Annotated in this window: 14 protein-coding genes, 1 rRNA gene and 1 pseudogene; 8 read left to right on the plus strand and 8 right to left on the minus strand. The window is 36.2% G+C overall.

Features of this window, described 5'->3' with window-relative positions; genetic code table 11:
• A partial coding sequence (locus ACFIJJ_RS06020) for an autotransporter outer membrane beta-barrel domain-containing protein (RefSeq protein WP_375623983.1) occupies positions 1-339 on the plus strand: 339 nt, incomplete at its 5' end.
• A gap of 111 nt (positions 340-450) precedes the next feature.
• Here the strand turns inward: ACFIJJ_RS06020 and ACFIJJ_RS06025 are convergent.
• Positions 451-1,041, minus strand: a pseudogene (locus tag ACFIJJ_RS06025) (integrase arm-type DNA-binding domain-containing protein); the annotation flags it as partial.
• Positions 1,042-2,909: 1,868 nt separating this feature from the next.
• On the opposite strand from ACFIJJ_RS06025, the gene ACFIJJ_RS06030 reads away from it, so the two are divergent.
• The 4 genes from ACFIJJ_RS06030 (at position 2,910) to ACFIJJ_RS06045 (ending at position 11,102) form a co-directional block, all read left to right on the plus strand.
• Complete coding sequence (locus tag ACFIJJ_RS06030; protein WP_375646331.1) at positions 2,910-3,032, plus strand: hypothetical protein; 123 nt, start codon at positions 2,910-2,912, stop codon at positions 3,030-3,032.
• Between the two features lie 373 nt (positions 3,033-3,405).
• The gene (locus ACFIJJ_RS06035) at positions 3,406-5,922 is read left to right on the plus strand and encodes an autotransporter outer membrane beta-barrel domain-containing protein (protein WP_375646332.1); all 2,517 of its coding nucleotides are present in this window, start codon (positions 3,406-3,408) and stop codon (positions 5,920-5,922) included.
• A gap of 632 nt (positions 5,923-6,554) precedes the next feature.
• Complete coding sequence (locus ACFIJJ_RS06040; RefSeq protein ID WP_375623987.1) at positions 6,555-8,903, plus strand: autotransporter outer membrane beta-barrel domain-containing protein; 2,349 nt, start codon at positions 6,555-6,557, stop codon at positions 8,901-8,903.
• A 144-nt stretch (positions 8,904-9,047) separates the two neighbouring features.
• Positions 9,048-11,102: an autotransporter outer membrane beta-barrel domain-containing protein gene (locus tag ACFIJJ_RS06045; protein ID WP_375646334.1), complete on the plus strand. Its 2,055-nt coding sequence runs from the start codon at positions 9,048-9,050 to the stop codon at positions 11,100-11,102.
• Positions 11,103-11,393: 291 nt separating this feature from the next.
• On the opposite strand, the gene ACFIJJ_RS06050 is transcribed toward ACFIJJ_RS06045, so the two are convergent.
• On the minus strand, positions 11,394-12,002 hold the full coding sequence (locus tag ACFIJJ_RS06050; RefSeq protein WP_375646335.1) for a hypothetical protein: 609 nt from the start codon (positions 12,000-12,002) through the stop codon (positions 11,394-11,396).
• Between the two features lie 73 nt (positions 12,003-12,075).
• Here ACFIJJ_RS06050 and ACFIJJ_RS06055 point away from each other — a divergent pair, with 73 nt between their 5' ends.
• Complete coding sequence (locus tag ACFIJJ_RS06055; protein ID WP_375646336.1) at positions 12,076-14,199, plus strand: autotransporter outer membrane beta-barrel domain-containing protein; 2,124 nt, start codon at positions 12,076-12,078, stop codon at positions 14,197-14,199.
• Positions 14,200-15,555: 1,356 nt separating this feature from the next.
• Positions 15,556-15,670 (plus strand): 5S ribosomal RNA (gene rrf, locus ACFIJJ_RS06060).
• 402 nt (positions 15,671-16,072) lie between these two features.
• Here rrf and ACFIJJ_RS06065 read toward each other — a convergent pair.
• The 6 genes from ACFIJJ_RS06065 to parA form a co-directional block, all read right to left on the minus strand.
• Positions 16,073-16,477, minus strand: a complete 405-nt coding sequence (locus tag ACFIJJ_RS06065; protein WP_375623995.1) for a flagellar protein FlgN — start codon at positions 16,475-16,477, stop codon at positions 16,073-16,075.
• A 3,834-nt stretch (positions 16,478-20,311) separates the two neighbouring features.
• Positions 20,312-20,530 (minus strand): EexN family lipoprotein, encoded by a 219-nt coding sequence (locus ACFIJJ_RS06070; RefSeq protein ID WP_375614687.1) that lies wholly within the window; start codon positions 20,528-20,530, stop codon positions 20,312-20,314.
• A gap of 3 nt (positions 20,531-20,533) precedes the next feature.
• A complete protein-coding gene (locus ACFIJJ_RS06075; protein WP_375623754.1) occupies positions 20,534-20,803 on the minus strand; it encodes an EexN family lipoprotein in 270 nt (89 codons plus the stop codon).
• Between the two features lie 189 nt (positions 20,804-20,992).
• Positions 20,993-21,280 carry an EexN family lipoprotein gene (locus ACFIJJ_RS06080; protein WP_375621541.1) on the minus strand — a complete coding sequence of 96 codons (288 nt, stop codon included), beginning with the start codon at positions 21,278-21,280 and terminating at the stop codon, positions 20,993-20,995.
• A gap of 994 nt (positions 21,281-22,274) precedes the next feature.
• Positions 22,275-22,505, minus strand: coding sequence for a plasmid partition protein ParG (locus ACFIJJ_RS06085; protein WP_375623750.1), 231 nt, complete (start codon positions 22,503-22,505; stop codon positions 22,275-22,277).
• Complete coding sequence (parA, locus tag ACFIJJ_RS06090; protein WP_273790968.1) at positions 22,502-23,131, minus strand: ParA family partition ATPase; 630 nt, start codon at positions 23,129-23,131, stop codon at positions 22,502-22,504. Before parA ends, ACFIJJ_RS06085 begins: the two co-directional genes overlap by 4 nt.
• 969 nt (positions 23,132-24,100) lie before the next feature.
• Between parA and ACFIJJ_RS06095 the strand changes: the two genes are divergently transcribed.
• Positions 24,101-24,430 carry a TIGR01244 family sulfur transferase gene (locus tag ACFIJJ_RS06095; protein ID WP_375610590.1) on the plus strand — a complete coding sequence of 110 codons (330 nt, stop codon included), beginning with the start codon at positions 24,101-24,103 and terminating at the stop codon, positions 24,428-24,430.
• Positions 24,431-25,902: the final 1,472 nt, after the last annotated feature.

Below are 25,902 nucleotides of genomic sequence, written 5' to 3' on the forward strand. Positions count from 1 at the left end.
GATGCTGATAATTTTACCGTTGATATGAAAAATCCTTCTCAATGGTTGATCCGTGTTGGTGGACGTTTGACAAAAACCATTTCCACTGAAAACAACCGTCCTATGTCTTTCTATGGAAAAGTAAACTTGATCAAAACCTTTGGTGATAATGGTACCATCCAGATTGGCAGAAACTTTGACCTTGATCCTATGGGACCTGCAATTGAAGGCGGCGTTGGCATTAGTGCACAACTGTCTCACAATTTCTCCCTTCATGGTGATGTAAGTTATCAACAAAAGCTTCAAAAAACTGGTATAAGTGGTGCAAGCTTTTCAGGTGGCATACGCTATCAGTTTTAAAACAAAACTGTCAAAACAGCGTATTTCTTTTCTATGCATTAACAAAAAAGGCAGCCACAATATGCTGCCTTTTCGCTTTATAAATCCTAATAACACTACACTATCCCTCCTTAAGAGAGCCCTTGCTTTTTCTACTGCCTGTAAAATCAACATCCACGCCCAACGCCGCGGCATGTTTAAAACAAAGCTTGAGACGCATCAGTACTGTATTAGCAGCTCCAGCTTTTGTATGACAGATGGGAGCGAGGGTATTGCCTATTTCTGTTTGTGTAATCTCTGAAATAGACAGACAGCCTAATTTGAGGAGAATATGGAGTTTTAAAGGTGAAAACAGTTTCCATCTCCATCATTTTTTAATTCAGCTTTACAACTTTCAAAAGCATCTAAGGCAATGTCTTTTAAGTAATGGAGATTACGCATTGCCTCACGTTTTCGTTTCTCACGTTCTTTAATGGGGGCACGCCCCTCACGTAAAACAGCACGCCACCCAGTTGCCAATTCACGAGCTTGTTTTAAAGAGACATCTCTCAAAGCACCCAAGTCCATTTAGCAACAGCGCCCCCCGTGAAAGATATAACGGTAAAACCATTGAGTACCACCATCTTTACGTTTGTAAAGGAGAAAGCCGGCACCATCATTATATTTTCCAGCTCGTGGGTATTGCTAAAGCCCTTGGCTCTTGAGACGATTCATAAGAGCCATTTTTAGTCCTTTCTTATACATTTTTTACCCACACGCCAGACCCGCTTGTGGTGTGCAAGAGAATGGTTTTTCTTGATTTAAGACAAACAGGTTTAAAATGAGAGAATCTTACGTTATTCAGAACTCTAACGCAATGAAAGTAACGCTAAATTATCATTATAAATCAGCATATTATACCATTTTTATCAAGATAAAAGATCAGGTATTTTTATCTAGAATATGTCACAAAGTTATGCAGCCTTTTCGTACATGAAATCCATTTTTTCCTGAAGTGTTTTATTTTCTACTTAAATACGCTTTTCCTCCTCTTCACACGGATTGCGCAGCTATTTATCATCGAATTTGCCCATAAAGCTAAGCAAAGTGTATTTTTAGATAATATAAAGATAACAGCATTAAGAATAAATCTTAAAAAATAGAAGATTTCTTGCTTTTTCACTTATGGAAGTACAGAAACTCTACCGTTTGATTATGCTCCTCTTTGAAGGTAGATATGGTGCTAATATGCCCCATGGAGCTATCCAAGCAAAGATGATATTAGAAAAATGAAAAGTTAACCACTGCACATTTGAAATAGATAGGAACCTACAGCCACTCTCATTCACTCCAAAGGATATAGAAAATGCAAAAAAAGCATACCGGATAAATCATCAATTATAGCTACAACATAACAGAGCATAATAGTGTTTTCATATGGCTACACTCTTCCCTTATGATATCTGGCCAGCAAATATCTCTAAAACTTCTATAAAAAAATACTATTAAAGTTATGCTGTAAAAATGTTAATTGCCTCAACAATCATTTGTCAAAAATTTGCAAAAAATCATCAGAGAACTAACCTTTTGAACCACAAACATAATTTGTGTACTAAGGAATTGATTTTTAACGCCTTTTAACATATTGATAATCTTAAAACTAAATCAGACAGCCTTCCCAGTTAATCCGGATAAGTAGGTATCTAACAAAAACTATTGTTAGAAGCGTAGAAGATCATACCCCATCCTTATATGAGAAAGTGAACTTCCTTAAAAAACTTTGATATTGATGATACTAAACAGATTGGTATTCATTTTTATCTTAATCCGATAGATTCTGCCGTTAAAGGTGCGTTTAGCACAATACACAATTATCTCACAATTTAACTCTCTATATTGATGTAAACTATCAAAAAATTTTTAAAAGACGTGTAGCCGAGACAAGTTTTTCTGATAGAATACGCTACCAATTTTAATATAAAATTATAAAAAAATAAGCATATTAATCCGTTTACTATTAACAAAAAAACGGACTGTATTTTTTTGTTATTTACAACCTATTATAGCAATAAAATAAATTCTTTCTTTACGATGTGTTGTCGCTATCTATAAAGATTTATTTATACTTCCATTGCTTGTTCTTCTAAACAAACAGTTTTGAGAAAATTAATGCATGAAAAGAAAATCTAACAACAAGCGCTTTATCTTTCATATACAAAAATGCTCAAGAAAGCTAATTTTTTCATTTATAAAATGAAATAACTCAATAAAGTTCTTTTTGTATCTATAAAAGATGTTTTAAATTGAATATTCAAAATATTGATTTATAATCATAATTTAGCGTTATTCCTATTGAATTAAAATCTTGAATATCGTAAATTTCTCTCATTTAAAATCTGTTCCATGTTGAACTAATCAAAATCATTCACTTGCACGTTACAAGCGGGGCTGGCGTGTGAAGCAAAGTTATATAAGAAAAACCTAAAAATTCTTCTCATGAACCGCCTCAAGTGTCAAGAGCTTGTCATAAACATTGAGAGCTAGCAAAGTGCGATGGGCTTGCTCTTTTATTAAGCGTAAAGGTATCGGCTTGCTCCTTCGTAAGCGTAAAGATGATGGGACTCTATAGCTTTAGCGTTATACCCTTCACGGGCCGCCGCCGCGAAATGGATGGTGCTGCCTTAGAAAAATGGACTTTGGTACCCTTAGCCTCTTTAAAGAAAGCCTGTGAATAGCCCCCTCATCTCTTCTTCTTATAGCAGAGAAAATTTGCTGATCGTTTTGGTTAGTGCATCAAATAATACATCTCAACGCTATAGAGCTTTTATAGCGATTATCTTTAATAGACAATTTTTAAATATCATACTTCATAGTGCTTTTAGCATAAGCTTAACCAAGCTAGGTTTTATGAAATCCACTTTTCTCGACTTTTTATGATCATGAAAAAAGTTTTTCTAAAGCAAAACTTCAAATCATAGAGTAGACCACCAATATAATTCGTTTTGTTATTTACAATAAAAACATAATGATATAGAAGCTGTTTGGGTACTTGCGCCATCAGGGGAATGAAGTAAGCATCAAAGCATACCAAATACTAAAGGCATATCTATGTGTAAGAAATATATTTATAAGAAAAATTTTTTGTTATGTACAATTGCTGGAACTTTGATTTTTTCTCATTTCGGTTCAACTTATGCAAACACATCGGCTCCTGAAACTCCTGCAATTTTGGGGAAGATTGAATTAAATAAGGGAGAAGAGAAGACTTTTAATAATGTTCTTGTCCGTGATAAAGGACCTGGAATATTAGCGCATGATAAAGCAGCTATCACAATTGTAAAATCAACAATACACACGGAAATGTCTGCACTTTCTGTATCAACAGGTGGACGCATTCATGCTAAAGAAATTGAAGCAAATACAGTGTACAAAGGTTTAGAAACAAAGAATGGTACAATCAACGTTGAAGATTCAACCATAACCGTCCAACGAGGAGGTGCCGGTGGTATCGTTTTTTATGAAACAAAAGATCGCTCTTTAAAAAATGGAGAAAAAGTTGTCAATAAGGTTGTTCTTAGCAATACAAAACTTCTTGTGAAAAACGGTACCGGTATCCTTGGTCCCTACTGCTCAAAAGCTGTTGTTGAAGTTCAACTTAAAGACTCAGAAATTCGATCTGACGTATTATTGAGAAATAAAACAAAACGTAAATATTATGACAACGATACTCTTCCTGTAACTTTAGCATTAACCGCTGATAATTCAACAATAGAGGGACGAGCAAGAACTTTAAAAGTCAATACAACGGTTTTGACTCTGAATAACAAGAGTAAATGGTACTTAAAGACCTCTCAAGAGGAAGTCGATACTGACTTTAATGCGTTTAACTATGAGCTCAGTGATATTAAACAACGAGCCCTTTCTACCGTTTCAGTACTGAATCTTAATAATAGTTCTATCATATTTAAGATACCGCAAGGGCGGGAAAAAGATCATTATCATACCTTGTCTGTAGGGCGAACAGCTGAGGTTCGTAGACCTGAGGGAAGTACAATCCCCGATATAGAAAGTACTTACAGTACAGTTTACAATGCCACGGGCAATGCAAAGATTTATTTTAATATTGAATGGAGTGATGGTCTAGCAAAAGAACAGCAAAAAGCTGATCGTCTTCTTATTCATGGTGATGTATCAGGCAGCACAACAGTCCATATCAAGAACCTTGCGAAAGGTGAGATATTAAAAGCTGAAGATTCTGTTTCCTCGAATATGCGTGGTCTTTCACTCATTCAAGTTTCTGGAAATGCAAATGAAGATTCCTTCAAACTTGCACATGGCTACACCACAATGGGGGGCTTGCCCTATAAATATATACTCAAAGCCTATGGTCCAACATCCAGCCATGGGATAGCCGATAGCACACAAAGTCGTTTTAGCGGAATATCACAAGAATCAAAAGAAAATACCCTCAAAGACTACACAATCTACACAATATCCGGAAAAATGATTGAAGGCGTTTCACCAAAAGAGAAAGAAGCGCAAAATACCGGTTCATCATCCCTTGGACAAGCAAACAACGCACAAAACATCTTGGAAAAAAATCAGAATTTCTGGGATTTTCGCTTGCAAAACGCGACTCTCGATGATGAAGGCAAGATCAGAGCCCTTGTTCCTCAAGTGGCAAGCTATTTGTCCATGCCTAACGCACTATTCTCAGCGGGACTGGCTGATGTAAATAATCAAAATATTTTACTAAACTCGATGCAGGAAAACACCTTTGAAACAAAAGATCATAAAAACAAAGGAGTCTTCTTCTCGACTTATGGCAATAAGATGACATTATCCTCTCACCGTACACCATTACAATATGGCTATGGTGCCGATATTCACTATGCAGCTTTACAGGCAGGCATTACATTAGCAGCTCTAGAAGATCAAAACATGACCACCAATTTTGGTCTTTTGGGGACATATGGGAAATTAGCTTTCACCCCAAAAGACATGGAAGGAGCTGACAAGAGTACACTCAATAAATGGTCAATTGCTGCATATAGTGGGCTGCGCCATAATAATGGGATATACATCCATGCACTCTTCTCCTATGGAATGCTCAAGGGAGATATCACCACAGCTCTCATAGGAAAGACTACAGAATTGAAAAATGCTGATACATTCAGTGCATCGGCAACTATTGGACAAAAATTCGAAACCAGTAGGAAAGGATTGGTCATTGAACCACAAGCACAACTTGTTTATCAACGTCTCATGCTTGGCACACTCTCAGATGTCGATGGCTTTGATGTGGATATGGGAAATCCTCATCAATGGTTAGTGCGTTTTGGTGGGCGCTTAACGCAAACGAAGCTTTCTATTGAAAACGGCGGTATTCTTTCTTTCTCTGGTAAATTGAATATTGTTAAAGCTTTTTCTAACAATGGTACGATACAGATTGGTGAACCATTCCACCTTGATTCTATGGGAGTGTCTGTTGAAGGTGGACTTGGTGTAAATGCACAATTGTCACAAAATATCGCCCTTCATGCTGATGTTAACTACCAACATAAGCTTCAAAAAACTGGTATATCTGGAGCAAGCTTTTCAGGCGGAATACGCTATCAGTTTTAAGAAAAAGAAAAAAACAATTTATAGTCTATTCATTTTAATAAAAGGCAGTGCAAATGTGCTGCCTTTTTTACAATCTATCGGAAAGAACCGTCAACAACTATTCTTTCTACCACCTTTCTTGAGCCAATTAATCTCACTCATACCAACTGTAATAAAATCTGTTATCTCTAAATGAATACTGAATCCTCAAGAGAACTGCCTTTTTGATTTATAAAAATCAAATGCTTTTAATAAAATTTTTTGTATTATAAAACACGTAATGAATACTTATCTGTGTAAGAAAATCAATTAAAAGCTTTTTGTAAGCGCACAACAACAGCTTCTCCAAAAACTTTGTAGAGTTTCCATAACAACAGCCTTAAGCAATCAACATTCTTGCAAAATATTTTGTTTCTTAACACTTTTAAACGGAATACTTATCAATCTAGCTTTTCTGCAATTCATAGTTTCTAACTGCAATTTTTATTTTAAAAGCTCTTCTAAAATCATTTTTTTAACGATAAAGAACACGACACAATATTTCGTTTTGTTGTTTACAATAAAAACATAATGATATAGAAGCTGTCTGGGTACTTGCGCCATCAGGGGAATGAAGTAAGCATCAAAGCATACCAAATACTAAAGGCATATCTATGTGTAAGAAATATATTTATAAGAAAAATTTTTTGTTATGTACAATTGCTGGAACTTTGATTTTTTCTCATTTCGGTTCAACTTATGCAAACACATCGGCTCCCACAATGATTATGGCTCGTGCGGATAAAGCAGGAGAAGAAAAGACTTTTAATAACGTTTTTATCCGCGGCACATATACAACAGTGGTTGCTGATGACAAAGCCTTTATCACCATTACAAATTCAACAATGCGTTCGGATTCAAATTTATTTACCGCAACAACAGGTGGACGTATTCATGCTAAAAAAACTGTAGGAAAATCAGATTCTCGTGGTTTAGAAATTTCAAACGGCATCATTCATATTGAAGATTCAATCATAAATGTTTCTGGACATCACAAAAGTCGCGGTATTCTTTTCGATTACATCTCGAGTTCCCAAGTAAAAGAGGGTGAAAAAGTTATCAATAAAGCAATTCTTACCAACACAAAACTTCTTGTTGAAAATGGTATTGGTATTCTAGGACCAGATTATGCAAAATCTGTTGCTGAGGTAGAACTTAAAAGTTCAGAAATTCGTTCTGATATATTATTAAAAAATAAAATCCCAGAAAACTCTAAAGATATCGATCCTCGCACTTTTATATTAAGCGCTGACAATTCGATTATAGAAGGACGAGCAAAGACTTTCCCTCAAAATACAACGATTTTTACTCTCAACAATAACAGCAAATGGTCCCTAAAGATTAGTCAATTTGAAGTAGACAAAGAGTTTGACAGCTCTAAAGGATACTTGCTCACTGATATTAAACAACGTGCACAATCTATTGTCTCAGTATTGAACCTTAATAATAGCTCTATTATATTTAAGGCGCCGCATAAACTAGCAGACAATCAGTATCAAACCTTGCATGTGGGAAAACAGCCAACAGCTGAAGTTGCGAAATCAGAGCAAAACAGAAGCTCCGATGCAACAATGGTTTACAATGCATTGGGCAACGCAAGGATTTACTTTAATACCGAATGGAGTAATGGTCTTATAAAAGAACAACAAAAAACTGACCGTGTTCTCGTTCATGGTGATGTCTCAGGCACCACAACGATCTATTTCAACAATCTTTCAAAATGTGCAGAACCATTCGATGATGATGAAGATTCAATTCCTTTGAACACGCGTGGTCTCTCACTTATTCAAGTGTCTGGAAAAGCAGAAGAAACCGCCTTCACGCTGGCAAATGGCTACACTACAATGGATGGATTGCCCTATAAATATGTATTAAATGGCTATGGACCAACATCCAGCCATGGAAAAGCTGACAAACAGCAAAGTCTCTTGCAAGAAAGTGAAGAGTTTTGGGATTTCCGTCTACAAAATGCGACTCTTGATGATGAAGGAAAAATCAAAGCTCTTGTTCCTCAAATGGCAAGCTATTTGGTTATGCATAATGCAATATTCTCCTCTGGCTTGGCTGATATAAACAATCAAAATACACTGTTAGATAATATGCACTCAACAGTTTTTGGATTAGATGGTCATAAACAGCAAGGGATATTTTTATCGACTTATGGCAACAAGATGACGTTATCTTCCAGCCGTAGTCCATTGGAATATGGTTATGGTGCTAATGTTCACTATACTGCTATACAAGCAGGCATGACATTAACAACGTTAGAAAATCAAAATATAACCGCGAATCTTGGTCTTTTAGGCACATATGGAAAGCTCGCTTTTACGCCAAAGGACATGGAAGGTTCTGACAAAAGCATACTGGATAAATGGTCCTTTACGGCCTATGGGAACCTCCACCATGACAATGGTTTCTATGTTAATGCACTTTTCTCTTACGGCATTTTAAACGGACATATTACAACAGCCCTTATCGGCAACACTACAGAATTAAACAATACGAATACATTAAATATATCAGCTACCGTTGGACAAAAACTAGCAACTGGTGTTGAAGGGGTATCCTTTGAACCACAAGCACAACTTATTTATCAACATATTGCCTTTGGCACTCTTTCAGATATTGATGGCTTCCAAGTTAATATAAAGCCCCCTCATCAATGGTTGGTCCGTATTGGAGGGCGTTTGATAAAAACAAGGCTTCCCATTGAAAAAGATCATATTCTTTCTTTTTATGGTAAATTGAATGTCATCAAAGCTTTTGGTGAGAAGCGCACTATCGATGTTATGGAATCTTTCCATCTCGATTCTATGGGCTCTTCCCTTGAAGGTGGGCTTGGCATTAACGCGCAGCTTTCTAAAAATATCGCACTTCATGCTGACGTTAATTACCAACATAAACTTCAAAAAGCTGGGTTCTCTGGAATTAATTTTTCCGGTGGAATGCGTTATCGCTTTTAGAAATCTTAGCTCTCTATTTGACACATAAGCAGCCTGAGATGAAAACAGTGCTGCTTATATTTTGCTACATTACAAAAAAACGCAATGTGTCAAAAAGTGGTTCATTTTTAGCAAAACAAAGAAAATATCTTAAGGAACATCTCTATGCATAAGAATCTTTTGTTATGTACAGCCGCTTGTGCTTTATTTTTTTCTTCTTTTAATTTCACATCTACCAGCACCGCCTCTGGTCTAAGCCACCAAACACGCCATGCCATTGATTCAATAAGCACACCAACACAAGCAGAAAAAAATCTTGAGAAGATAGCCTCTGGCGCCATGATGCAAAATAATGTGCACTTCAACCAAGCACTTGAAAATCATATGGATCGTGTAAGAGATACGATTAACAACTCTTTTGCAGGTGCAAGTCGTTATGGCTCTGGCGCACATATGAACGTGGTGAAACGTGAAATGGATAATACACGTACCCAAGCCATGGCAAACAAACACCATAAAGATATGCAACACATGCTACAAGCCAATGCGCAGCTTGATCAATTACGTCAAAACAGGTTGATAAAAGCAGAGAATTTATCACGTGGCTATGAGAAAGCACTTTCTGATGCCGCAAAAGCAGCAGCAATCCTTGATGCTGATAACCAACAGCGTGTTAATGAAGCACTCCAACAATGGGTGAGCCAAGACAATCGCAATTGGTCTGAACTGCAAAATAAAGCAGAAATATTACATAAAGCAGCACAAGTGGATAGTGCATTACAAGAACACAACAAGGAACTTTCCAATACTGTACGCAAAGCGGTATTAGAGACTTTGAACACCGATGGAATAACCAACGTGGAGAGAAAAGGAGATATAACCTCTCCTTCATCTGAAGAGAATAAACAACCTCTTATTGTCTCCAGTACAAGACAAAGACGCTCTAGTGATAAATTACCACCCGCTCATGTTGCTGCCCAACACAAGGATAATTCAAAGGACAATTCATTCACAAGAACAGATCATGGAATGAGACAGCCTAAAATAAATGAAAATTCGCAATCTGATATTGATCATAAAACGAACACCACTTCCTCGGAATCAAAAACGACTCTTACATCCGAAAAAGCGCATATGAATTTGCTCCCAAAGGTTGGAAATACCGCTACCGCGGCTACAGAGAGCACCTCTAAACTTACAGATGATGATAAAGCAACCGCAGCTTCTACTTCTCTTGAAGGGACAGCAAAAAGAACAATTCTTACACCACAAGAAGAAAGCTCTTTAGTCATGCCTATCGCGATGTTTGCTGTTGGGTTTAGTGATGTCAACAATCAAAATATCTTGTTAGACAATATGCAAATAACAATGTTTGAACCCAAAGATCATCCAGAAAGAAGCGTTTTCTTATCCTCTTATGGCAATAAGAGCACGTTTTCTTCCAAGGTTCAAGCAGAACAAGATGGTGTCCAAGCAGATATTCGCTATGCTGCATTGCAAGCAGGAGCAACATTAATAGCGCTAAAAGATAAAAATATCAGCAGCAACTTTGGCCTTTTCGGAACATACGGAAAATTATCTTTTACTCCTAAAAACAAGGAGAGCTTTCAAAAAAATATGTTTGATAAATGGTCACTCACCGCATATGGAAATATTCAGCATGACAGTGGCATCTATGCAAGTGCATTTCTCTCTTATGGAATTTTCAAAGAAGATAACGCCACAGCTCTCATCAAACATACCTCAAAAGTGAAGAATAGTAAAACATTAGGAGCCGCGGCAACTATTGGTCAAAAACTGTCAACCAGTTTGGAAGGTGTAATCCTAGAACCGCAAGCACAACTTGTGTATCAACGTCTCATGCTTGGTTCTTTATCAGATAGGAGTTCTTTCTCAGATGACGATAACTCTAAATCAGATGGCGATAACTCTAAAATAGACATAAGCAAACCTCATCAATGGTTGATCCGTATTGGTGGACGTTTGACACAAAACAAAGGCCATGCCCTTTCCTTCTACGGCAAACTGAACATGATCAACACTTTTAGTGAAAACTTTCCGTTTGCTGCTATGGAATCTTTAATCGAAGGTGGTTTTGGTATTCAGGCGCACTTATCGCAAAATATCGAGCTTCATAGTGATCTCAGCTATCAACATAAACTCAAAAAAGATGGCATCTCTGCAATAAATATTTCCGCTGGAATGCGCTATCACTTTTAAAAATACTTATATTCCTATCTTGAAATATAACGTGCTCTCATTATGTTTCGTTTTGTCTCTTACAAAATAAACATAATGAGGCCAAGGTTTTATCTTCTATTAAGAGAGGGGAAACATTTAGGAATACATCCATATGAAAAAAAGTTTTTTACTATACACAGTTTCTGGAGTTCTGTTTTGTTCTTCCACCAGCTTGTCTAATGCTCTTCATGATACGAATACACAACCTACGATAGCTCTCTCTTCTCTGCAACCCACTCATCAAATAGGTGCATCCAGAACTTCTAATCCCTATTCAAATGCATCATCTTCGTATCCACCTTCAACATCTAGGTCTACAAGAACGACCAGAAGCTCTTCTCCTACAGGGAGTGAATCTACAACGCCTACTTCCACGAGCACTCTACCTCCAAAAACACAACTTGAAGGAAATACAGAAGATGTACAATCTACCCCTACAGCCACACAAGACACTATTACACAATCTTCAGCGATAGGAACAGCTTCAACGACAGGAATGGAAGCAAAATCTAGAAGACGTTCAGGGGCGCCATCCTCTTCTACAAACTCTTCCAGAAAAAAAACGCCCGAAAATTCTGCTGTATCCTCACAGTCAGAACCTACAAGCACGGAAGCTACAAGACTAACAACAGAGCTATCGCCAACGCCTAAAGAACCAGAACGCGCACAGCCAATATCTTTAAGAGTAGAAACTGGACAACCAGCATTACCGGTACCGCCAAAATCTATAAAACCAGCGCCCGTGCGATCTGCCTCTGCACAAAAAGTATCTGAAAAATCAGAGCTAGAAAAACCAATATCACCAATAAAACAACTTGAAAAGTCTACACAAGTTGAGAATATAAACTCTGGAGTTGAGGCTACAAACGGTAAGACCATAACGCTACATAACAAAAAAATTCAAGACAATGGTTTTGCTGTACATGCAGATGGAAATAATTCAAAAGTCAACATGATAGGGGGAACAGTTGATGCGCGTTTTGTTGCACTAAGCGTATCAGATGGTGGAGAAATTGATGCTACAGGTATTACTGCAACAGCAGAAACAGCTGGTTTGGTAAACATGAAGGGCACAATCAAACTTAAGGATTCAAACGTACACGTCACGGGAAATTATGAAGCAGACGGTATTATTTTCCGCAATAATCAATACTATCCCCCTAGAAAAGGATATACACACAATGCTGAAAGGAATAACAATATCGCTCAAGAACAAGCTATTCCTAATAAAGTGACCCTAGAGAATACAAAGCTTTTCGTTGAACATGGTAGCGGTATCAGCCTTTATGGAACAGGCGTAAACGGGGAAGTCAACCTTAAAAATTCAGAAATTCATGCCGATATTTTATTAAAAAATATCAAGAACGAAAGTTCCTCCACAAACACCATTATATTCGTTGCAAACCACTCTTCTTTAGAAGGTCGGGTAAGAACTTCTAAAGATAACAGAACAGTTTTTGATCTAAAAGAGGAGACGAAATGGCTTTTAAAGGCGAATAAAAATGCCATAAATAATGATAATATTTTAAATGACTATAAACAGTTTGGTGTTTATGATAAATCATACTCTAATCTTTCCGAATTGCACCTTACAGACAGTGTCATTATGTTTGACAAACCAATGGAGGGACATTATCAAACTCTGTTTATAGGACCTAATCTTTCGCAAGAAGACGAAACAACTCACACAGCAGCGATTTATAGTACAGCGGGTCTTGCAGAGATTTATGTAAACACTCAATGGGATAAACATTCTCCTATCACGGAACAACAAACTGATCGCATTGTGATTAATGGTGATGTCTCAGGAAGTACTGTTGTTCACATCAATCTCCAAACCGATAGCTCTGCTGTTTGGGAAGAGAAGATGGCTTCACTTCCTTTAGGGACACATGGGATTTCAATCATTCAAGTTTCCGGACAAGCAAACGAAAATTCCTTCACGTTAGCAGGAAACTATATGACAATAGGGAAACAACCTTATAAATATGTACTCACAAGCTATAAGCCTAGAACATCTCATGAAAGCCAAAATCTTTTTGGCAAGAAGAATAGTGATTTCTGGGATTTCCGCTTACAAAATGCCTACATTGATAAGGATAAAAAAGTTCGAGCCCTTTTACCACAGGTAGCAAACTATTTAACCATATCTAATACTTTATTTTCTGCTGGATTTACTGATGTAAACAATCAAAACACGTTGTTAGACAATATGCGAACAACAGTATTTGAGGCAAAAGACAATAAAAAGAATGGTATCTTTTTCTCTTCTTACAGTGAGAAATCCACCTTATCTTCCAACCGCGATCCACTGCACTATGGTTATGGTGCTGATGTAAACTATACTGCTTTACAACTGGGTGTTATATTAGCTGCCTTGGAAGGCAAAGATATAAGCACACATTTTGGTCTTTTAGGAACATACGGAAAACTTGCCTTTACGCCAAAAGAGATGCAAGATTCTGAAAAGACAACACTTGATAAATGGTCACTCACCGCTTATAGCGGCATCCAGCATCGCAATGGTATATATGTAAACACACTTTTTTCTTACGGCGCTTTAAAGGGAAATATTACCACAGCTCTTGTTGGAAATGCTGCAAAATTGGATGGTACTGAGATACTTAATATCTCTGCGACCATTGGTCAGAAATTAGCAACCGACACAAAAGGCTTAATCTTTGAACCACAAGTACAATTCATTTATCAAAATCTCATGTTTGATATTTTTTCAGATGCCGATGGCTTAAAAGTAGATATGGGCAATCCGCGTCAATGGTTGATCCGTTTTGGTGGACGTTTAACAAAAACAATAATGGCTGTTGAAGAAAACAAGGCTGTTTCTTTCTATGGTAAAATGAATATTATCAGAGCTTTTGGTGATGGTAAAACAATAAAAATTTCTGATACCTTTCATGTTGATCCTACCGGCTCTTCAATTGAGGGAGGCATGGGGGTGAATGCATATCTTTCTCAAAATATCGTACTAAATGCCGATATCAGCTATCGGCAAAAACTGCAAAAAGCCGGTGTATCTGGCACCAATTTGTCTGGCGGAATACGTTATCGTTTCTAAAGCAGAAGTTAATTTTAACTTAAATAAAAGGGCAGCACAAAGTGCTGCTTTTTTATTTAAATTTATATATTTTTTAAAATTCTCAAAAATCATTATCACATCACAGAAGATTTTGACCTATAATATTTCTTTTACATATTGAATAAAAAACTAAATACCATAACATTCTCTCATCAAAACACCCCATGCATAAAGTTTTATGTCTTATATCACCACACTCAAGCGATGATGTTTTTACAGCACAACAGAATAAGCATTCATGCAGATTTTTAAAAAAGTCAGCCCCTTCTTCGCTGTGGACACTCCATTTATTTTAGATGATGTGCATTTAATATACCTACTATAAAGACTTAGTATCTGTTATAAATTCTTAAAGGCATGTTTTTCCTCTAAAATCTCAATGCTACAGCAACTCCATCATAAGACAAGAAATTGATTTATAAAGACAATTAATTGTTGTGCATGTTAAATGAGAAGAATCCAGAATATCGTAAGATTCTTTCATTTTAGACCTGTTCTAGGTTGAAACAACCAAAACCATATCTCTTGCAAGTGACAAGGGGGAAGAGCCTTGTGGATAAAAAACTATTAAGAAAGGATTAAAAATGCCTCTAATGAACTATTTCAAGTGCCAAGGGCTGTAGCAACATTGGGATCAAACAAAGAATATGACAGTGTTGAAAAATATAACAATATCAACTTGCTCTTTTATTAAGCATAAAAATGGTCGCGCCCTATAGATTTTATATTATTTCCATGGGGACTTTCTTATTATACCATTCACAAGCGCCGTTGCATCAAAGATGTCGTTGCGCCCCACAACCACCATCACGAAATAGACTTGAAAGCTTAGATATCTCTTTAAAACAAGGCCGTGAATTAGGAATAACAAATCCATTCTATTTTGAGTATTTTGTCGTGCATGAAGGACGTGCCCCCAGTAAAAAACACAATAAAAAAAGCGTGAAACAATACGTAATCTTCATTATTTAACAGATAGTGCTTTAGATACTTTTGAAAGACATAAAGCTAAATTAAAGGATGGCGGGCGGGACAGAGGGAAGCTGATTTCTACCCCTTTATTCTTTCCCAATGAGATTGCCGCCCCATTTCAAATATTACGCCAACAAAGATATACGCAATATATCCACTCAAATCTGGATGCTCTCTCCAATCTGGCATACAAAAACTAAAAACAGCAGAAGAAAATATTAAACCGCCTTAATCTTTGTCTCAAACATGCAGATTTCAGCAACTAACCGCTTCATATCACCACACTTCAAAGGACAGTGCTCCATGAAGCTTATAGGCAATATTCATCACATACTCTTCATCATCATTCATGCTTTTTGCTGATTTGGTGGTTATGGCGGAGTGAACGCACCCGATCCCATCTCGAACTCGGCCGTGAAACGCTCCAGCGCTGATGGTACTTTGCCTTCAGGCACGGGAGAGTAAGTCGCCGCTAGGTCTGCTAAATGCATGCAAAAGACTCAATGTATAAACCTTACATTACCACATTCCCAAGGAAGCTGCTTTTAAGGCAGCACAGGCTGGTCTAAATACCCCCTTGATCGCCTCCCTAAACTAAAGATGAAGCTCCCTACAGACTTAGTCTGCAAACAATTTTCTGTAAATAATCCGCCTTCTCTGAGTTCTCTTTCAGTCAGTTTCCCAAAGCATGTGGTTCACATCACGACACCTTAAAAGAAACTGTTTTAAGAACAGCATTTTACAGTACATCAGGATAATAATTTAAATACAAAAATGCGCTTAAAACAACTCTACTCACTAAACGCACTATTTATCCAAATCAACTGCCCTACCTAATCATTGTCATCACTTAGAACAGTCAACATTAATCAGATTTGAATCATTCCTCTGTTTCTTTTACGCGTCCAGATAGTTGCACAACCCGAGAAAGATCATTAACTGCATTTAAATGCGTTTGAAGTAATTCACTATTACGCTGTAATTTTTCTTGCAAATCAGACAACAAACTTTCAACCTCATGCTCAATATCTTGATTCATGTAGCGCTTCACATCACTCATGGATTTATTAAGATCACGCAAACCACGTATTTTACATAAATTTATTTCTTCGTAATCTGGAACACCACTGCTCTCTAGCATATTGCTTTCATAATCAACAACTTGAGCTAATCCTTTAACAGCAGCAACAAATTTCGTCATCGCCCAATCACGATCAATAAGATTATTATCAAGAACTTTTGCTTTTGCTGCAAAACTATCATCACCATATTGCACTACAGACATTTTTACTTCCCCTTCAACACTATTGTTCAATCTTACTTTCAAATGAGGGAGATTAAACAGGTTCTCTTCAATGCTGATACACTCAACCACGCTCGTGATGCGAACATTGCTACAACAGCACGACAATCCTTCAAAGTGTATACCACTTCAACTTTCAACGCATTCTCTTCAAATATTTTTCTTGCTTTGCTCCAAAACCATCATTGATGGCTATACTAATTCATCAAAACGCTATAAACTCAAACCTTACGGCAATATCGACACTTCCATATTTGCTCTGTCTATTTCGCCTTACTGATTTTATTTTTGCCTATTTTATCACCAGTACGTCTTCAACAGAAAACAACAATTCTCTCACGAGAACTTCGGCCACAAAACTACCTGCCGACAAAAAACCGCAGCCTATAAAGACGTAAGCCCATTAAAAATTTCAGCATTTTACCGATAGAAGCACTTTACCCTCCATAACCTTATGGCTCTCTCTGCACTTAAACTTGTACACCTTCTGGCACCCCATAAGATGGCACCCGACAGGATCAGTTTGCACCCATTCAAAAGGACACCCCCTCTCCCATGCTCTTTCTGTACACATGCAGTATTTCGCATAAAACACAAAAAGAATGCTCTTTTAAACAGATCAGCCATACAGCAATATAAAAAAGACATCTTAAAATAGCTAAACAGCCATCAATCTTCCTTTTTTAAATTATCATTCGCTTTTCTTTGCAATAAACGACTATATAAGATTTTTTGAACCTTTTCAAGAGTTTCTTAGCCAATCAGTTCGATACGTCTTCAATCGCATATTCACACGCTTGTTTTAAAGAAATATCTCTTAAGTGCACCTAAGCCTATTTCGCGCCGCGACCCATCAATGGTATAATGATAAATCTTCCATGACATGTATAAAATCCATTGAGCACTTTTCATCTTTACGCTTAATAAAAGAAGCAAGCCAGCACCATCATATATTTTTCTAACCCCTTATGTTCTGATACCCTTGACACTTGAGATGGTTCATAAAAGCATACCTTTCTTGTATAGTTTCTCTGCGCATGGGAGCTCCCTGCTTGTAACTGCAAAAGACATGTTTTTTGTTAATTCACCACAAAACAGATTTGGAATGAAAAATTTTCCAGTATTCAGAGCTCTAATTCAAGTTGAATAACGATAGATTATCATTATAAATCAAAATATTATCCAATGCATAATGCTTAACGCTCCCCCATTGATATTTTCAGAATTTTCACAGCATCTTCCTATAGATTATTTCATTCCATAACACAGTTTGCTCTTAATATCGCGACTTTACATGCGCTACTAGTATAGAAACAGAGAAACAATCATTTTATAATCAAGGTGCAATTTTTGTTACAATCTTTCTCTCGTTTTCAACCTTCTAAATGCAGCTCTTCTCTTTCATAATCATCACATTTCAAATCTATTCCATGTTGAATAAATTAAAATCACTTGCTTGCACATCACAAACAACGCCCTGATGTGTTGATAAAATACGCTGAAAGAAAAATGCCTCTTATGAACCTTAGCAAATGCCAAGAACTATAATAAACATTGGAAGCAAGCGTACGATGATTGTGACTTGCTCTTTCATAAGTATAAAGATGATAGCATTCTATAGATTTTTATATTATTCAAATTTTATATTATTTCACGAGAGCTTTACTGTTATACTATTCACATTTACCGTTATACCATTTACGAGTATCATCGTAAAATGTCTGTCGTGTGCGTTGAGAGATGTTTCTTTAAAACAAGTAAATAAATATGCAATACAAATATACTAATATACAACATAAGTATATTTCGTTTGGAGCGTTCTTTACTTTTGTGCAACCCATGCCTCATGAGAGCAGCATTAACCAATCTTTCCATGAGATAAACGTTTAGAAAACCTTTTTGTCTTCCTCCACTCACCTTAAAGGACCAAGACCTTAACTCAATCAGCTCTGTACGCAGTCCGAATTTTTGTCAAAACGATCTTCTCTTGACTTCCACTCATGTGATTCACTTAAACGAAAACCTCAACAAATAAACCTACGAATATTCATCGTACACTAAAAAATACTTAAACGTTCCAAGAAAACTTATATGTCTTATATTACCGTTATAAATGACAGTGCTTTATAGCATAACAGGATAAAAAAGCTTCCAGCAACACAAAACTTACAAAATCAATCAATAGTCTTTTTAAAGCTTTCTTTTTTAGGATTCACAATACTCCAACTCCTTAAGCTTTTATAAAAAAGGAACGATTTTAAGCTTGCCGAATATGTTGTATCAGCATATATTACAGATTGTAACATATTGTTATTCATAAAATCACCTCAAAAAGAACAGAAAGAGGTTTTTATGGCTGATCTCGTAAAAGCCGCTATGCTTTACTCAACCTTGATTATCACCATCAATGCTTTTGTTGTTATTTTAGTTCTCGTAATAGAAATATACTAAGCATACTCTCTTGGCTTATTGTAATCTGCGCAAATAAGCATCTTAATTTCACATAAGAGCAAAGAAAAATTTTAATTCTACAGATAAACCACACACCCAATTTCAAACATCGCTTGCAACTATTTGAGTATAAACTCTGCTTTTTGTATGCATTTTTAACCATCAGTGTCCGTCTTTTCACGCTATCTTGAATCTCAACTTCACTCCCAGCTTAAAAAACGAAATTTTCTATCAGATCCGATCTGTAAATAATTTGTCTCCTTATTGAGTAAGTTCCCCCCTTCAGGGCATATCACAATTCTAAAGGATAATATTTCATGAAGCTTATGATAATCTATTGAACACCATCTTTACCCTTATGAGAGAATAAACCAGCAGCATCACACACTTTTCCAGCCCCAAATGTTGCCAACAAACCTTGAGCACTTGAGATAATTCATAAAAGTCATTTTTACGTCTTTCTTCAACAGTTTTTATCCACACGTCTCTCCCCGCTTGTACCATGCAAGAAAATGGTTTTAATTAATTCAACCGAGAACAGATTTGGAATAAGAGAATCTTACGTTATTCGAGATCCTTATTCAGTATAAAATAATTAAATTATTTTTATAAATCAAAGTGTTATTCAGAAAAACATTCATCACACACTCGAGAACAAAAAACACCTCATACGTAAAGTTTTATATGCGCTCCACCGCTCAACATGATAATATCACGACACAATTAAGATAAAAAAATAACAAGGAAAAACCTTGCAAACTCAGAAAAGAGAGGAGAAAAATAAAAAGATGTGGAGAGCGCTCAATTCCTCACACATCCGGCAAAACCGTCCTAGCAAAACGGCCTCACAACTTAACGAATATTATAATATTCTCAAATCAAAAGCAATTTTTTAAAAATAGTTTGAGAAAAACATTTGAGTATGAAACGATAATAATTCCATTCAGAATGCTTTTCTCTTTATAAAACAGAGAAAAGTAATTTCCAAACAAATGTTTCCTCCCAATTTTTCCGAAATTAGCCGCAACACTAAAAAACGATCTTAGTGTGATGAAACATTTATTTGTGATAAAGGCAAAAAAACACCCCAAATATAGATTTAATCTCATATTTTAAATACATGTAACCAAAACATTAAAAAATTAGCAGTAACACGTAACAACTCATTGGGAGGCAATACTATCTACAATTGGAAGCACTTTTGGGCCAAACAATGACAGTATAGCATCCGTTTACACAAAGAGTACAGATCGTAAACGACTAATTCTTGCAGCCATAACAAGACTCTCTAAAAGTTAGAGAGAGCCTAAAAAACGCAATAGAATCAATAACTAAACAATTCCTTATTTATTGAACTGTATGTTTTTAATTAATGCCGAACATAAGTTCCATATATGCTTGTCTGGCATGTTGGCAATTTTTAGATTTCTCCATAGAAGATTGATCCAGCTTTTCACATTTTTTTGCCCACTCTTCGAGTAATGTTTTATCTTTCTTAAATTCCGCTACGCTGTAGTTTTTTTCACACCCAGCAACAACAAGTCCAGTACAAACCAGCAATGCTGTAATAATAACTTTATTCATGATTTAATTCCCCTCCTTTTTATCTTCAGTTTTTTTCTCGTCATCATGTACAAAGCTTGAACCAGGCCAATCTCGGGCATGAACTTCACGATACGCTTTATCTGCGTTTTTACAATTTTGAGAATCTAAATCCCCTGATATCATGCATTTCATTGCCCATTGCTCGAGTAATTTGGGATCCTTCTTAAATTCCGCTACGCTATAAGTTTTTTCACAACCAGAAACGACAAGTCCAGTACAAACCAGCAATGCTGTAATAATGGCTTTATTCATCAATAAAATTCCCCTTTTTTCAAATTTACAAAGTTTAGGACACAATTTAGCACCCGATTAAAATTGTACATTCGGTTCATTGTGCATTTTCAAAAATTTAAAAATCTACTTCTGTACGCGATTTTTCCCAACCTATGATGATAAATCGCGTACAAAGAAAAATACCGCTATCAATATATTTTTTATGATTTAATTGTTGTCCTGCTTTTTTTCAGTTTCATTCCCCTTTTTGCTACTTTCACGAAGTTCCTTTGCAAGATTTCTATAATGCTCTTGAAAAAGTTCCATATCGGCTTGCATGACATTTTGACAATTCTTGGTTTCAAAAGCAGAGGGGCCCATTTTATCGCATTTCTTTCCCCATTCTTGCATCAATTTTTTATCTTTCTTAAACTCTGCTACGCTATAAGTTTTTTCACAACCAGAAACGACAAGTCCCACGCAAAGCAGTAGCGCTGTTATAATGATCTTGTTCATGATTTAACCCCTCTCTTTGTTTTATATTTTATTAACAATATCTTTGGGTTCACATCCCCTCCTATATTGTGACCTTGCGTCTAATTTTCCTTTGCAAATACGCACATTTTCAACGCAAACATATCAAATCATGAGAGCCGCTTTCATTTATCAGACTTGCATTTGTAACATTATCTGCACGGCTGCTCTTTGTATTTGAAGTGTTAAAACTTCAGCAAAAATACTGATCTCTTGACATTCTCAAAAAGCTTTTAATTATTTTTTTCAAAAATCTCTTGGCAACGAGAAGCAGCACGAATATTTTACCCAAAATTCGTCATGCCTATATCCATTGCAAATTCTCTGCAAATGAAAGAATATACTTTTAAATCCACTAATTACGCTCTTATCATTTCTAAACCACCGGAAAAAAGAAAACTTTAAGTCCCCCTGCACTTTTTAAGTGCCAATAGAAATGCTAAAAAAGCCTATAAATATAAGAAATACTTTTATAATATGCTCAATGACTTCTTTTGTTTATTAGGAATAACTTATAGCGTGCCAATATCAGTAAATTTTACTTATTTTTATCCCCCCTTTATAAACATGAATATAATTTAATAAAACGGATTGCTGTGTAGCAGAAAAAAATAATCAACGCTACTCTTAATTACATTATTGACGCATGTATTAAGTACAATAAACAAAACCTGATGTTTAAAATCATTATCAAGATAGTTTTTATGGAAGAATAAACTTATCTATTCATCTAGAGATATAAGATCACAAATAGTATGATGATTATCAAATTTATAGAGAAAAGTTTGAAGCGGAAAATTTTTCATAAGCTTATAACTCTTTCATGAGATGATATAGAACCTTGTGACAAACAACTTAAATGAAGCAACCATCGTGAAAAAGGAAGGGCGCTTTTATCATTATTAACTTCGTATAAAAACAACCAATATCATCTTTAGAAAAAGCATTCAAAGCAACGAAATTATCGTATCATTTTTTACACTTTTCCGTATTTTTGTGAAAGCAATTCGCGTACCTCATCAGCTATTTTAGTTCCACGACTTGCACAACTTACCTTAATTAACCGATGCAAATTTTCTGGTATATCAATTGTGAGGCGCTTCATACCTCCACTCATGCTCCCTTTGTGGCTTCCTATCCATGCATCCGCTGTTAAAGGAATTGATTTATTGGTTGGTTTTGTGCCAATTTTAATTTTTTTACTCATCGTGCTAACTCCTTGATTTCCGCTGCAACCGCTTCAATCTCTGCCGCTGCGGGTCCTTGCTTATCAACTTCATAAACGGCCTTCCCCTGTGCGGCAGCTTCTGCAAAAATCACGCGCTGCGCAACACTAGAAGAAAGAACATGCACAGGGTATATGCCAAGAGCTTCGTTCACATCGCGCCCTATCGCTGTATTGACGATTTTACGATTAATAACAAAAGCAGATTTGAGATTCTCTTTATAAACGCGTGCTTCATCAATCAGCTTTACAATTCCATCCGCTGCCCAAATATCATAGGGACTAGGCAAAACAGGGATAAGCACCAAATCCGAAGCCATAAGAGCACTACGAGCAAGATCCGTCACACGCGGAGGGCCATCGATAATAATATGATCATAACCATGACCAATCTGTGTAATCTCTTTGTGAACCGTTGCACGCGGTAAACCAATAACTGAAAACAAAGGTGCATCTTCACGCGCAGCAGCCCAATCCAATGCGCTTCCCTGTGGATCAACATCAATAAGCAATACCCGTGCACCGGTACGGGCAAAACTGGCCGCAAGATTAACACTCAACGTCGTTTTTCCGACACCTCCCTTTTGATTCAAAAGTCCAATGATCATCCATTACGCCTTTCAGTATTATCGTTTTTACGATTATACTGAAAATAACAAAAGAAGCAAGCATTCAACACATGAAAGACAACTACTTCTCCCATTTTTAGGATAAAAACGACACCACCCAATTTTATCTTTATAATATTTTTTTAACTTTTAGCATTGAGCAAAATATTATAAAAATAATATTCTTGAGAATAAGAAAAATTTAAACACGAGATATGCTCTTCTTCCCCACCCTAAAACAAAGATTTTTAAATCCATGTCGATCAGTAAACAATGCTCTGTAAATGATCCTGCTTCTTATCGCGCCTTCCACTTGGGCTTGTCCCCCTTCATGTGGTACACTTGATACGCCTTTACAAACAGTCTCTACCCAGAATATACAACAAACTATAAGGAGAATTCATTGTTTTGCACGTTGAATGAGAGAGCCGAAATCAGTAAGATTCTCTCATTCCCTCCTCTTCTATGAATCACTTGCTTGCTCATCACAAGCAGAACGAGCATATGAGCAAAAAACACTGAAAAGAAAGGTCTAAAAATGCTTCTTATGCAAAATCTCCAGTACCAAGAACGATTACAATATTGGGGACTAGCAAAGTGTATGATAGTGTCGGCTTGTACCTTTTCTTGAACTAAAAATAGGAGTACATGATGAATTCTATACTCTTTGATGCTCGACAGGGTAAAATGGGCTTAAGAAAAGTAAGGATCCCTCTAGCAAGCGCGTAAACAAGCAATACAACGAATTATCCGCAGGAAAACAAGCTGTTACCTTTCATAAGATCGAATAACAAATATGTTGCAGAATGAGATATTTTGCATCTTACAACTCATTTTTCACCAATAGATCTTCTCGACAAAAAGAATATTTTTGTTAAGATGCCATTGAAAAACTTACCTTCATTATGTTCTTTCTATATACCAGACCAGAGGGTATCGTGAAGATCGTGCAATTGGGAATAAACAAAAATGAATTTACAACAAATTGAACCTGATATTTTTATCAGCGCCCAACTTAGCATAGAAAATATCAAAACATTGGCACAAGCTGGTTTTAAAACAATTATCTGTAACCGCCCCGATCATGAAGAGCTCCATCAACCTGACTTTTCTAGCATTAAAACGGTCGCAAATGAATATGGCATAAAAGCCTATCACATTCCCATTTCTCCTCCAACTATAGAAAAGTCAGCTGTTGAAGCCATGCAAACAATTTTAAAAACTGCCTCTCTGCCTCTTCTTGCCTATTGTCATCACGGATCACGCTCGCTGCATCTTTATCGTTTAGCGCGTCTTTAAACAGAGAGTTCGCACACTTCCTCCTCGCCTTAAAAGACGAAAATTCTTAAATACACATCGATTTGTAAAAAAATAATCAGTCAATAATCTTTGTCTTGCGCCTTTCCCTTGGCTTGCCACTTCATAAAACTCTACAAGCAAGCTTTGCTCCTCAATATACAACAAGCATGCACACCCGAAGCCATAAAAATGCATGAAAATTCATATGATGATCAAAGAAAATTATTTTCACCTCACTTTTTATCACTGCTCCACCTTCTTTTTCTCTCCCTTTACCAGTACGAGCTTATTCGTACGCTACAGACACCTAAAACGACAGTAAAACCACTAAGGAAACCCTATATTCCGAATAAAAGGCATGCAGAGTATTTTATAAAAAAAGCCGTAAGCCATAATCTATGGTTAACTACAACATATTGATTTATAACAATTAATTATTTTTCACGTTGAATGATAAATCCTAATACCGTAAGATTCTCTCAAGTCTATTTATAGTGAATCAATCAAAAGCGTGTTTCTTGCATGTCACAAGCAGGAAGTATTCGTGTGAAATAAAACGAGTTAAGAACAAACTCTCATAAACGCTCTCAAATAGCCAAGACTGTACAACACTAAAGGCTTGTCAATATAACTGATGGTGTCGGATTGCTCTTTTATTAGGCATAAAGATGATAGCGCTCAACGAAGCTTGCACGATACCATTTATGAATGTCATCATGAAAATGAATATGGGAAGCGTTGAGAGATATTTCTTCAAAAGAAGCGCATAAATTAGTAAAACAAGGATATTCCAGTATTTTATTTTACCTGTAGGGCGTAATATCCTATTCAAAGAGCAACAAAAGCCTGCAGCTGTTATTTTCATGATTTAAGAGATATTGCTCTGGACCTTTTGAAAGTAGCAAAGCCAAATTTAAAAAAGGCAGTCATCTGGACTGATTTTCCCCTTTATAACTTCATATTTTTTTCCAATAAGGCTGTAAACCGGTTTCAGAGATTACACAAATGGATAATGCAATAGGGGGTTCTCCTCATCTAGTATACAAAAGCTGTAACAGCAGAGAGAGCATTAAAGCGCCTTAATCTTTGTCTCAAACATATTTCTGCCATATTGCTGCGTTGGAGATCGCTAAAGAAAAAGTTTTATGAGAAAAATAATACGATAAAGTCACGAATAGACCGAACATAGATTGGAAAAATGTTCCAACTTTTATCCAATACTTCTATCAAAAAAACACACAACATTATTGGCTTTGCGTTTTCATATCCTTATAAGACTGCCTTCCCTTTGCATTATAGGCGTTATATTTGTCAAGGACAAAGGAAATATATGAATAGTTCTTAACTTGAGAATCTGAAAGATTGACGTGTTACGACAACAAAATTGTGCCTTTATCCATCAAAAGCATTAGAAATTTTGAAACAATACACCTGCTTTCTCGCAATGATTTCTTTTATCTACAATCAATCGC

Origin of the sequence: Bartonella sp. TT29SHDZB, from assembly GCF_042193395.1 — a bacterium.
In the GTDB taxonomy this organism is placed as follows: domain Bacteria; phylum Pseudomonadota; class Alphaproteobacteria; order Rhizobiales; family Rhizobiaceae; genus Bartonella.

Bases quoted from the DNA above. Each gene is read 5' to 3' on its own strand.
- ACFIJJ_RS06030 (WP_375646331.1), top strand. From the start codon at position 2,910: ATGATGGGACTCTATAGCTTTAGCGTTATACCCTTCACGGGCCGCCGC.
- ACFIJJ_RS06035 (WP_375646332.1), top strand. From the start codon at position 3,406: ATGTGTAAGAAATATATTTATAAGAAAAATTTTTTGTTATGTACAATT.
- ACFIJJ_RS06040 (WP_375623987.1), top strand. From the start codon at position 6,555: ATGTGTAAGAAATATATTTATAAGAAAAATTTTTTGTTATGTACAATT.
- ACFIJJ_RS06045 (WP_375646334.1), top strand. From the start codon at position 9,048: ATGCATAAGAATCTTTTGTTATGTACAGCCGCTTGTGCTTTATTTTTT.
- ACFIJJ_RS06050 (WP_375646335.1), bottom strand. From the start codon at position 12,002: ATGGTCTTACCGTTTGTAGCCTCAACTCCAGAGTTTATATTCTCAACT.
- ACFIJJ_RS06055 (WP_375646336.1), top strand. From the start codon at position 12,076: ATGATAGGGGGAACAGTTGATGCGCGTTTTGTTGCACTAAGCGTATCA.
- ACFIJJ_RS06065 (WP_375623995.1), bottom strand. From the start codon at position 16,477: ATGTCTGTAGTGCAATATGGTGATGATAGTTTTGCAGCAAAAGCAAAA.
- ACFIJJ_RS06070 (WP_375614687.1), bottom strand. From the start codon at position 20,530: ATGAATAAAGTTATTATTACAGCATTGCTGGTTTGTACTGGACTTGTT.
- ACFIJJ_RS06075 (WP_375623754.1), bottom strand. From the start codon at position 20,803: ATGAATAAAGCCATTATTACAGCATTGCTGGTTTGTACTGGACTTGTC.
- ACFIJJ_RS06080 (WP_375621541.1), bottom strand. From the start codon at position 21,280: ATGAACAAGATCATTATAACAGCGCTACTGCTTTGCGTGGGACTTGTC.
- ACFIJJ_RS06085 (WP_375623750.1), bottom strand. From the start codon at position 22,505: ATGAGTAAAAAAATTAAAATTGGCACAAAACCAACCAATAAATCAATT.
- parA (WP_273790968.1), bottom strand. From the start codon at position 23,131: ATGATCATTGGACTTTTGAATCAAAAGGGAGGTGTCGGAAAAACGACG.
- ACFIJJ_RS06095 (WP_375610590.1), top strand. From the start codon at position 24,101: ATGAATTTACAACAAATTGAACCTGATATTTTTATCAGCGCCCAACTT.